The organism is Cyanobium sp. ATX 6E8 (assembly GCF_024346335.1).
Lineage (GTDB): Bacteria > Cyanobacteriota > Cyanobacteriia > PCC-6307 > Cyanobiaceae > Cyanobium_A.
Genome location: NZ_JAGQCT010000011.1, coordinates 83,956 through 94,066 on the forward strand (window position 1 = coordinate 83,956; position 10,111 = coordinate 94,066).

The 10,111-nt window shown below is 68.3% G+C and carries 12 protein-coding genes and 1 pseudogene; 6 read left to right on the top strand and 7 right to left on the bottom strand.

Annotation, left to right across the window (positions count from 1 at the left end; translation table 11 throughout):
* Nucleotides 1–1,068, top strand: a complete 1,068-nt coding sequence (gene rfbB, locus KBY70_RS10205) for a dTDP-glucose 4,6-dehydratase (RefSeq protein ID WP_254988424.1) — start codon at nt 1–3, stop codon at nt 1,066–1,068.
* 16 nt (nt 1,069–1,084) lie between these two features.
* Here rfbB and KBY70_RS10210 read toward each other — a convergent pair whose 3' ends face one another.
* The 3 genes from KBY70_RS10210 to KBY70_RS10220 are packed head-to-tail and all read right to left on the bottom strand — an operon-like array spanning nt 1,085 to nt 4,605.
* Nucleotides 1,085–1,870, bottom strand: a complete 786-nt coding sequence (locus KBY70_RS10210; RefSeq protein ID WP_254988425.1) for an NTP transferase domain-containing protein — start codon at nt 1,868–1,870, stop codon at nt 1,085–1,087.
* Nucleotides 1,871–3,502: a phosphotransferase gene (locus tag KBY70_RS10215; protein WP_254988426.1), complete on the bottom strand. Its 1,632-nt coding sequence runs from the start codon at nt 3,500–3,502 to the stop codon at nt 1,871–1,873.
* Nucleotides 3,499–4,605 carry a hypothetical protein gene (locus KBY70_RS10220; protein WP_254988427.1) on the bottom strand — a complete coding sequence of 369 codons (1,107 nt, stop codon included), beginning with the start codon at nt 4,603–4,605 and terminating at the stop codon, nt 3,499–3,501. The genes KBY70_RS10215 and KBY70_RS10220 overlap by 4 nt, the downstream gene beginning before the upstream one ends.
* A gap of 23 nt (nt 4,606–4,628) precedes the next feature.
* Here KBY70_RS10220 and KBY70_RS10225 point away from each other — a divergent pair, with 23 nt between their 5' ends.
* Both KBY70_RS10225 and KBY70_RS10230 read left to right on the top strand, forming a co-directional pair.
* Nucleotides 4,629–5,507 (top strand): hypothetical protein, encoded by an 879-nt coding sequence (locus KBY70_RS10225; protein WP_254988428.1) that lies wholly within the window; start codon nt 4,629–4,631, stop codon nt 5,505–5,507.
* A 36-nt stretch (nt 5,508–5,543) separates the two neighbouring features.
* Entirely contained in the window at nt 5,544–6,560 is a 1,017-nt protein-coding gene (locus KBY70_RS10230) for an SIS domain-containing protein (RefSeq protein WP_254988429.1), read from the top strand.
* 52 nt (nt 6,561–6,612) lie between these two features.
* Here KBY70_RS10230 and kdsB read toward each other — a convergent pair whose 3' ends face one another.
* On the bottom strand, nt 6,613–7,398 hold the full coding sequence (kdsB, locus tag KBY70_RS10235; RefSeq protein ID WP_409996049.1) for a 3-deoxy-manno-octulosonate cytidylyltransferase: 786 nt from the start codon (nt 7,396–7,398) through the stop codon (nt 6,613–6,615).
* Nucleotides 7,395–8,093: a hypothetical protein gene (locus tag KBY70_RS10240; protein WP_254988431.1), complete on the bottom strand. Its 699-nt coding sequence runs from the start codon at nt 8,091–8,093 to the stop codon at nt 7,395–7,397. Before KBY70_RS10240 ends, kdsB begins: the two co-directional genes overlap by 4 nt.
* 191 nt (nt 8,094–8,284) lie before the next feature.
* Here KBY70_RS10240 and KBY70_RS10245 point away from each other — a divergent pair, with 191 nt between their 5' ends.
* Both KBY70_RS10245 and KBY70_RS10250 read left to right on the top strand, forming a co-directional pair.
* Entirely contained in the window at nt 8,285–8,515 is a 231-nt protein-coding gene (locus KBY70_RS10245; RefSeq protein WP_409996050.1) for a type II toxin-antitoxin system Phd/YefM family antitoxin, read from the top strand.
* The gene (locus KBY70_RS10250; protein WP_254988433.1) at nt 8,512–8,961 is read left to right on the top strand and encodes a type II toxin-antitoxin system VapC family toxin; all 450 of its coding nucleotides are present in this window, start codon (nt 8,512–8,514) and stop codon (nt 8,959–8,961) included. Before KBY70_RS10245 ends, KBY70_RS10250 begins: the two co-directional genes overlap by 4 nt.
* A gap of 27 nt (nt 8,962–8,988) precedes the next feature.
* Here the strand turns inward: KBY70_RS10250 and KBY70_RS10255 are convergent, their stop codons facing one another.
* Both KBY70_RS10255 and KBY70_RS10260 read right to left on the bottom strand, forming a co-directional pair.
* Entirely contained in the window at nt 8,989–9,414 is a 426-nt protein-coding gene (locus KBY70_RS10255) for a putative toxin-antitoxin system toxin component, PIN family (RefSeq protein ID WP_254988434.1), read from the bottom strand.
* The gene (locus KBY70_RS10260) at nt 9,411–9,692 is read right to left on the bottom strand and encodes an AbrB/MazE/SpoVT family DNA-binding domain-containing protein (protein ID WP_254988435.1); all 282 of its coding nucleotides are present in this window, start codon (nt 9,690–9,692) and stop codon (nt 9,411–9,413) included. The genes KBY70_RS10255 and KBY70_RS10260 overlap by 4 nt, the downstream gene beginning before the upstream one ends.
* A gap of 49 nt (nt 9,693–9,741) precedes the next feature.
* Between KBY70_RS10260 and KBY70_RS10265 the strand changes: the two are divergent.
* A pseudogene (locus KBY70_RS10265) lies at nt 9,742–10,111 on the top strand (3-deoxy-8-phosphooctulonate synthase); the annotation flags it as partial.

The window sequence follows — 10,111 nt, forward strand, 5'->3', positions numbered from 1 at the left end:
ATGACCGACTGGCTGGTTTCAGGGACGCGGGTGTTGGTGACTGGCGGTGCTGGCTTCATTGGCGGCGCGGTGGTGCGGCGCCTGCTGCGCGAGAGCACCGCGCTGGTGTTCAACCTCGACAAGCTGGGCTACGCCAGCGACCTCACCAGCATTGCGATGCTGCCGCAGGCGGCGGAGCGCCATCAGCTGCTGCAGGTGGATCTTGGCGACGCCGAGGCCACAGCGGCGGCGGTGCGGCAGGCGGATCCCGATCTGGTGCTGCACCTGGCGGCTGAAAGCCACGTGGATCGCTCGATTGCCGGGCCGGGGGCCTTCATCACCAGCAACATCAGCGGCACTTTCCACCTGCTGCAGGCGGTGCGGGCCCACTGGGAGCAGCTTCCGCCGGAGCGCCAGGCGCGCTTCCGCTTCCACCACATCAGCACCGATGAGGTGTTTGGCTCCCTGGGGCCCGAGGGGCGCTTCTCGGAAACCACGCCCTACGACCCCCGCAGCCCCTACTCGGCCAGCAAGGCCGCCAGCGACCATCTGGTGCGGGCCTGGCACCACACCTACGGCCTGCCGGTGGTGCTCACCAACTGCTCCAACAACTACGGCCCCTGGCAGTTTCCGGAGAAGCTGATTCCCGTTGTGATTCTCAAGGCGGCGGCGGGTGAAGCAATTCCCCTCTACGGCGATGGCGCCAATGTGCGCGATTGGCTCTACGTGGACGACCACGTGGAAGCGCTGCTGCTGGCCGCGACCCGGGGCCGCCTCGGCGAGAGCTACTGCGTGGGGGGCGCGGGCGACCATGGCAGCCCCAGCGAGCGCACCAACAGTGAGGTGGTGCAGGCGATCTGTGGCCTGATGGATCGGCTCCGCCCGGCCGGGGCTCCCCATGCCCGCCTGATCACGCCGGTGACCGATCGCCTCGGTCACGACCGGCGCTATGCCATTGACGCCGGCAAGATCACGGGCGAGTTGGGCTGGCGGCCGCGCCACAGCTTCGAGCAGGGGCTGGAGGCCACCGTCCGCTGGACCCTTACGCATCTCGACTGGTGCGAGCGGGTGCTGCAGCGGGCGAGATAGCTGCGTTCGCGGGCCCCTAGCTCTCGCTGGGATTGCTGGTGAGAAGCTCGGCCCACGTGAGCCCGAAGGTGCTGCAGAGCTCAGCCGGGGTGCCGTAGAGCTGCACCCCCTCCACCCGGGGTAGCAGCACCGTTTCACCGGCGCTGATGGCGCTGTTGAGCAGGGGCGCCACGTAGTGCTCACCGTTCACGGTGGCGTTGCTCGCGCCAGTGCCGGCGAGTTGGCGCTTGGCATCGGCCAGGAACCGGGCGGTGGAGCCAAAGCCATAGAGGCCGATCGAGGCCAGATCGGAGATGCGGCGTTTTTCAGCGATGGCGATGGCGCGGCCGGGATTGCTGGGGTCGGGCTGGCCAAACGACCAGTGCTCCCCCTCGGCGGGGAACACAGCCATGGCGCCATAGGTGTCGGTTGGGGGCCGGAGGCTTTCGTGCCAGGCGAAGCCCGTGTCGCAGTTGTGGATCAGCAGGGCCGGATCCGGGGTTTCGGCTGGGGCGAGCTTCGGCAGGGCCTGCTCCAGGGCCTGCACGGCGGTGGCCAGCTGGCCGGGGAGGAGACCATCGAGTTCGACCCAATGCAAGGCCACCTGGGGAAGGGCGGCGCACAGGCGCTCGTTGAGGTGTGCCGGAATTCGGTGGGCCCGCTGCACGGCAATCAGGAGCTGATCCCCCGGTTCCAAGCCGAAGCTGGCCAGGGTGTGCTCCAGCAGGCTGCGTCCCTGCACCTGGATCAGGGGTTTGGGGATGGCCATCCCCTCGCGTTGAAAGCGGCTGCCGGCCCCGGCGGCGGTGATCAGCAGCAGCATTCAGGCATCGGCGGCGTTGAGCATCAGCATGCCGCTCGCCGCTAAGGCGACCAGCCGCTCGGGGTCTTCCCGGTGCAGCGGCAGCATGCTGAAAAACAGACTGGCGGTGAGCAGGTGCAGCTCCCGATCGTCCATGGCCGCTGGCATCAGGATTTGCCCGAATGCATCAGCCACAAAGGATTGCAGGGGCGGGCTGTAGATCTCCAGCTCCAGGTGATCGCGATCCAGCCAGCGCAGGGCAAACAGGTTGTTCACGATCGCGTCGTAGTGCCCACCGATGGAGTGAAACAACTTGACCAGGTCGTAGCGGCTGTCGCCATAGCCGGGCGGCAGCTGGCCGCCCGGGGCGGCTTCGCCGCGGGGGTCGATCAGGCGAATGGCGGTGTAGAGCGGATCGCAGAGGATGTTGTTGAAGCAGAAATCTCCGTGGATCAGGTGCAGCGCGCTCTGCTCCTCCAGGGGCTGGAGTGCGGTGAGCACGTGCTGCACCTGCTCGGCCAGTGGCGGTTGCCAGCGCCCATTGAGGCAGAGGGGCCGTTGCCACCAGGCCTCGCCACCCAAGGCCAGAACCTGCTGCCAGCGGGAGGCCAGCTTGGTGCTGTAGAGCCAGCGGCTGCTGCCGCGCTGGGGGGGGGCGGCGGCGGCGAAGTCGGCCTGAATCGCCGCCAGCCGCTCCAGGATTGCCACCCAGGTGTTGGGGCCCAGATCCCAGTGCAGGTGCAATTCGGCCAGGTTGGGGAAGGGCACGGCCTCCATCACCAACGCGCCTTCTTCGCCAGGGCCACCGGGTAGCAGGGCGGGGAAGTGGCGCCGCAGCGGGGCGGGCAGGGCGGCCAGGTAGGCGCGCTCGGCGGCCAGGCGGGCGTGATCGCTGGAGCGTTTCACGATCACATCCCGCTGGCGGCAGTGGTGCAGCTGGTTGAAGGCGCGGCTGGGCAGGCGGCTGCGGCGGCTGGCGGCATGGGTGGTCCGGTGGCCCAGGTCGTGCCAGGGGGCAGCCACCACGGCGGCACCGGCTTGCTCCACCAGCGCCTGGGCCAGGGCCAGCAGGTCGGCGCTGCTGGCATCCGGCACGGCGGCGGCCAGCTGGGCCAGCACGGCGGTGGGAGCGCAGAGGATGCCGGTGAAGGGGGGGGCGGGTGTGGCGCTGGGAGGCCCCCCTTTGCCCTCGAAAACCCAGCCGCCACCCGCTTGGGGTCGGATGGCGGCCCAGTTCTCGCGCACCAGGGGCTGCTCGCCCACCTGCACCTCGCAGGCCAGCTGTGCGGGCCGGGCCGGCAAGGTGGTGATCGGGTTCACCAGCACCCAGGGGGTGGCCACGGCGGCCAGGGCGGCCCGCAGGCTGCCGATGATGTGGGCCTGGGGCGCCACCTGCAGCAGCTGCTCGGCGGCTAGGCCGCGCAGGGGCACCGCCGGCGGCGGCGGCTCATCCACCACCACACGCAGCATCACCGGCAGCGGCCCCGTGGCGTAGAAGCGTTGGATCACCTCGATCGCCAGGCCACTGCCTGCGCTCAGCAGTAGCGGGTGGGGCCACAGCGGCGCTGCGGGCCCTAGGGCCTTGCCCGCCAGGCTGCCGCCGGCCAGCACCAACACCGTGAGCTCAGCTGCAGCTGGAGCGCTAGCACTCATGGTTGGAGCCGGTCGCTGCGCAGAAATCCCAGCAGCCCCGGGCTGCTGCGGGCGGGGATGGCGTTGAGGTTGAGAAAGCGCGCGAAGCACACCTCCGAGGCAAAGTGCGGATGGCCTTGAAAGAAGCGACAGCTCACGGTGTTGAGATCGGCGCCCGGCGGCGGCCGCCAGCCCAGCAGCGTCTGGGCCAGGGCCTCCCCACCGGCGGCGAGCACGGCGCGCAGCGCCTCCACCGTGGTGGGTTGCCCTACCAGCTCTTGAGGGAAGGCCATTCCATACCACTTGGCGCTGAGGTCGGAGCGCAGGATCTGGCCCGCGTGGATGGGCCAGTAGCGCTGCTCCTGCCCGTCAAACCAACCGGCGATGGCGGGGTAGAAGCCTTCAAACAGCAGCATCAGCTCCCGGCGGCCGCCAAACACCTTGTCGGAGGCACAGATCAGCCCATCGGCGGCCACCAGCTCGGCCAGCAGCTGGCGGGGCTGCACGTGGTGAAAATCGCTGCGCAGCTTGAGGATGTGGCTGTAACGCCGGCCGCTGCGGGCTTCCTGCTCACGCACCATGGCCAGGGCCACGGCCAGCTTGTGCCACTGCTGCATGGCCCCCATCGGCAAGGTGGGTTCTGGGTCGATCACCCGCATGGCCCCGGGCAGCTTGCTGGCGCTGCCGGCATAGGCGGCACTGGTGCAGACAAACAGATCGGCATGGCGCGCCAGGGCCCTGAGCAGCGGCAGGCTGCGGTTTAGGCAGCGCAGTTGGCCTGGCAGCACCAGGGCAATACGGCTGCCCCATGGGGCGCCGCGGTGGCTGGGCTTGCCACAGCTGAGCAGCTGGGGTGCGTGCTGGTTGACCACCCGCTGCAGCAGCAAATCGGCGGGTGCCTGGGCCAGGGCTTGGCGCCACAGGGTTTCAGCAGTGGCACGATCGCCCGCTTCCAGCGCGCGCCAGCCGGGCTCGATCTGCGCCCAGGAGCGCAGGGCTTCGGGGCTGGGCTCGGCGAGTAGCTGGGTGGGTTCGGGCCGGTCGGCGGAGGCGCTCTGCAGCACCCAGGCGGGCTGGCGCAGCAGGGCGGGGTAGGCCAACGGGCGCGGCTGTGCTTGGCTCAAGCCAGGGTAGTTGGAGCGCACCGGTGGCCAAGCATCTGGCGCTGCACGTGGGCCACGGCAAAACGGGTTCGTCCTATTTGCAGGCCTGGCTGGCGCTCAATGCCGAGCGGCTGGCCGCGGCCGGGGTGGTGTATCCGCTGGAGGCCCCCAGCGGCCGGTGCGAGCGCCGGGCCCAGCGGGGCTTGTTCAGCATGGGCAATGGGTTTGTGTTGGAGGAGATTGAGGCGGCTGCTGATCCACCGGCAGCCTTGGCGGCACTGGCTGCCCATGTGCCGGATGGGGGCACCCTGCTGATCAGCGATGAGCGGCTGATGAAGCGGCTGATGGGCCGGCAGGAGGCCCTGGCCGAGCTGGCCGCGGCGGCTGGTTTTGAGGGGCTGCAGCTGTTGCTGCTGGTGCGCGATCCACTTGAGCACGCCCGCTCGCTGTATTTGGAGATGGTGAAAGCCCACGGCTATGCCGGCAGCTTCGGCGACTGGCTGGCGATCACCAACCTGCACGACTATGTGTTGTTGTTTTTGCAGGAGCAGGCTGCTCTGTATGGGGGTGTGCCTAGCCAACTGACCGTGCACAACTACAGCCGCATCCGAGCGGCGATCCTGCCGGCTCTGCGCCAATGGTTGGACTTGCCGGCTGCCAGCACCGATTGGCCGCTGCCGCCGAGACAGCGCGTCAACCGCTCCTTCAGTCGCACGGAGCTTGGACTGCAGCGCCGGCTCAATCGGGTGCTCGGGCGAGGTGCCGGTGGGTTCGGCCGGCTGCTGGTGCGGTTACGGCCCCAGGCCGAAGCGGCCAGGCCTGGCGCGTCACCGGCTGAGGTGGAGAGGTTTCGCGCCCGGTTGGCCCCTGTGGTGTGGGGCATCAATCAGCATGTAGCTGCGGGGCAGGAGTTGCAGGGCTGAACGGGCCATACAGTCGCCGCAATCATGGTCGGAGCTATGTCTGCCCTCACCCGGTGCCTGAAAGAGGAAGCCGCGGCGATTGCGGCAGCGGCCGGGCGGCTGCCGGCGGATCAGGTGGAGGCGGCGCTGGAGCACTTGGAGGCCTGTGCGGCCCGGCGGGCCAAGCTGGTGATCAGCGGGGTGGGCAAAAGCGGGATTGTGGCCCGCAAGATCGCTGCCACCTTCTCCTCGATCGGCCTGATGGCGATCTACCTCAACCCTCTTGACGCCCTGCACGGCGATCTGGGGGTGGTGGCCGCCGACGACCTGGTGCTGCTGCTCTCCAACAGCGGTGAAACCGAGGAGCTGCTGGCGATCTTGCCCCACCTCAAACGCCGCGGGACCCCCTGCATGGCCCTGGTGGGCCGCACCGCTTCCAGCCTGGCCCGCGGCTGCGCCGTGGTGCTCGATGGCTCGGTGGATCGGGAGGTGTGCCCGCTCAACCTGGCCCCCACCGCCAGCACGGCGGTGGCAATGGCGATCGGTGATGCCCTGGCGGCGGTGTGGATGGAGCGGCGCGGCATCTCCCCGGAAGATTTCGCCCTCAACCACCCGGCTGGTTCGCTGGGCAAGCAGCTCACCCTCACGGCCGCGGATCTGATGGTGCCGGTGAGCCGGTTGGCGCCGCTGCAGCCCCAGGCCACCTTGCCGGAGGTGATCGCCCACCTCACCACCGATGGAGTGGGGGCCAGCTGGGTGGCCCGCCATGCTCCTGGCGAAGAGGCCCAGCTGGCAGGCTTGATCACCGATGGCGATCTGCGCCGCGCCCTGCAGGCCCATGGGCCCGAGCAGTGGAGCCAGCTGCGCGCCGCCGATCTGATGACGCGCGACCCGATCACGGTGCTGGGCTCCACCCTGGCGATTGAGGCGCTGGAGCAGATGGAGCGCAACCGGCGCAAGGCGATCGGGGTGCTGCCGGTGCTTGATGCACGCGGCGAGGTGGCGGGCTTGCTGCGTCTACACGATCTGGTGCAGGCCGGGCTCGCCCCTGGCAATCAGCCGCCAGCTCTGTAAGCCCAGATCAGGGCACCCCTGCCCCTATCTAAATGCCCATCAGCGTGCAGCCTCAACGTGCCAGGCCAGCTGCGATGGCCCGCGCCTGCTCCAGCTGCTCGGCGGTGTCCACCGACAGCGACTCGCCGGCTACCGGGAAGCTGCCGATGCCGATGCCGGCCTCGATCAGGCGCAGCTGCTCAAGCTTCTCGGTGTGCTCCAGGGGCGAGTGGGGCAGGGCATTCCAGCGCTGCAGCACATCAGCGCGGTAGCCGTAGAGGCCCACGTGGCCCCAGAAGGTGGTGTGGGCGGGCCAGTGCGCCGGGTCGACGCCGCGCACATGGGGCAGGGCAGAGCGGGAGAAGTAGAGGGCGCGGCCATCGGCGGCCAGCAGGGTTTTCACCACGTTGGGGTTATGCACCTTCTCCGCTCCCATCCGGTAGACGGGGGTGAGCACCTCCGGGGTGGGGCTGCGGCGGCTGAATTCGGCCGCCATCGCATCGATCACCGCCGGATCGATGAAGGGCTGATCGCCCTGCACGTTGATGATCAGGGTGCGGGCGGGGTCGCTGCCGCCGGCGCGGGCCACCAGCTGCTCGGCTACTGAGGCGATGCGCTCGCTGCCCGATTCACAGGCGGGGCTGGTGAGCAGGGCTTCAACGCCCCATTGCCTGGCGCGCTCGGCCAGGTCCTGGCTGTCGGTGCAGAGCACCACCGCAGCCGGGGCTTGGGCGGCAGCGCAGCCCTCCAGCACCCGCTGCAGCATCGGTTTGCCGCCGATGTCGGCGAGCACCTTGCCGGGCAGGCGGCTCGATTCCAGCCGTGCCGGCACGGCCACCACACAGGGCAGGCTCATCATTCCCAGAGGCGAAAGGCGGCGTCGCGGGCGGCAAACCACTCGGCCGCCAGGCCTTCGCCCATGGTGCGCTGCTCGCGAAACCAGGGGCCGCCCAGGGTCCAGTGCAGCAGCGAAGCGTCTTCGGCCTTGGCGGGGTCCTGCACCGCCACCAGATGGTTCCAGCCCTCCGGCAGGGCGCCGATTGCGTGATCGCCCTCGAGCCAGTGGAAGCGGTGCAGCTCCAGCCCCGAGGCGGTGTTCACATAGTCGGCGGTGAGGGCAGTGCAGCGGCTGCAGTTGAGCAGCATCAGCGAACTCCAGTTTTTCTTGGGGTAGGCGCTCTGCACTTCCCCCATAAACTTCACTGTTTCCCTGGGCACGTGCTCGTGCTGCCTGCACATCACCGCCATCTGTTCGTCGCGCAGGGCCCAGAGCGCGGCGATGTCGCCGCGGGCGAGCATGTCGCAGTCCATGAAGATGGCCCAGCCCTGGTAGCCCATCAGGTGGGGCACCAGGAAGCGGCTGAAGGAGAAGGCGGTGCTCTGCTTGGGGTCGCGGGCGCGCCAGTAGAGCCCCTGGGCTTCCAGCTGGGGCGTCACCAGTGGCGTGATTGCCAGCGGGACGCTGCTGTGCTGCACGAGGCTGTCGATCAGCACATTGGTGGCGGCCCGCTCGCGCGGGTCGACGCCGATGAAAACGGGAATGGGCGCGCTCATGGCGGTGAGCGTAGGTGGCGGCTTCAAGCGTGTTGCTTTGCACCGTCACCGCTGAACCTGGGGTGTGTGTTTCACGGCCTGTTGCACGGATTGGATCTGATGTCGGGCTAGTCCTCGCGTCACCCTGATGCACTTCCAGCTCTAAGATGGACAGATGACCAACAGGGGCTCGTGCTATGCGCAGATTGAATGTGGCTCAGGCCAAGGCCCAGCTCTCTGCCCTGCTCGATGCCGTTGAGCAGGGCGAAGCCATTGAAATCAGCCGGCGCGGGGTGCCGGTGGCGCGGCTCACAGGGGTCTCCCAGCACGCTGTGCAAGGGTTTGATCTGCCTTCCTTCCTGGCCGCAACCACCCGTCAACCCTTGCATTCCACCAGTGCTGCCGAGCTCGTGAGAGAGCTGCGTGAGGGAGCTCGGTATTGAGGCCGCTCTATCTGGACACCGCGGTGTTGGTGGCCACCTTGGTGCATGAACCGGGCACAGCTGTTGCCCATCGTTTCCTGCAAGATGCACGCGATCTCCCCTGGCTGATCTCGCCATGGGTGGATACAGAGTTGGCTTCTGCGCTGGCCCAGCAGCGCAGGCGTGGTGTAGTGGATGCGCACGAACGCGATTGGGCGTGGCATCGGTTTCAGGAGCTACGGGAGAGGCGCTTGCAGGTGCAGGAACTGGCGGCGGCGGATTTTGACGTTGCGGCTCGGCTCTGTCTTGCTGATGCGCCCCCCTTGCGGGCGGGGGATGCCCTGCACATTGCTCTGTGCCTACGCCTGAAAAGTTGTCTGGTCAGTTTTGATCAAGCCATGGGCGCCGCTGCTGCCCATCACCGGGTGGCGATTGAGCTGCTGCAGATGGGTCAGAACAACGGCTAACTCGCTTGCGGCCAGACGCGCCCCTGCTCAGCTCAGCCCCTGGAGCCAGTCGGCCACCGTTTGAATCAACAGTCCGCCGCAGCGCTCGGGAGCATTCATCAGCGCACCGAAATCCCGCAGGTCACCAGTGATCAGCGCATCGGCCTGGCAGGCATGGGCTGCCCTGTAAATCGGCCAGTCTTTCTCCGGCAGCCCGGCCGGAGAGGCCGGATCCAGGCCTGCACCAGGCAGCCGTTCGGCCACCGAGCCCAGCCCACCCACCAGCGCCTCAAAGCGATCCAGGCAGGCCGGAAACTTACGGGCCAGGTTGCGCCGGGCTTCTTCGATGGCGTAGGCGCTGGAGAGCAGCTGCACCAGCTCGAGCTGTCCCAGCTGGAACAGCAGCGCCGCCTTGCCCTCGGGGTTGTGGGCGGCTGTGAACAGCACATTGGCGTCGAGGAACAGGCGCTTCACCCGTGCTGCAGCCGCTCCAGGATGCGCTGGCGCTCATCGGCCGAGAGTTGGTCGGCGCGATCCCAGGCAGCGATCTGGGCATCGCTGTACACCTCCAGTTCAAACACGGCCGCCGGTTTGAGCCGCAGCTCGCCATCTACTGCCTCCACGATCACGGCGCCGCCGGGGGTGATGCCGAGCTGCTTGCGCAGGGCTGCGGGCAGGGTGATCTGGCCGCGGCTCGACACGGTGAGCACGTCCCGCTGGAGGGCTGCCTTGGCTGGCGCGATTTTTTTCACCGAGCCTCTGCTGATAATCTGAATTTCAGCATAACCGCAGCCCCACCCCATGAGCTTCACCCTGATCGCCGGGCCCTGCGTGATCGAAAGTCGCGATCTGGTGCTGCAGGTGGCCGAGCAGGTGAAAGCGATCACCGATCGCCTTGGCATCCGCTACGTGTTCAAGGCCAGCTTCGACAAGGCCAACCGCAGCTCCGGCAAATCGTTTCGCGGGCCCGGCCCCGAGGAGGGTCTGGCGATCCTGCAGGAGGTGGGCCAGACCTTCAGCCTGCCGGTGCTGACCGACATCCATGAAAGCCACCAGGCCGCCGCCGCCGCCCAGGCGGTGGACGTGCTGCAGATCCCGGCCTTTCTCTGCCGCCAGACCGACCTGCTGGAGGCCGCGGCCAAGGCCGTGGCCGGCACCAACAAGGTGGTGA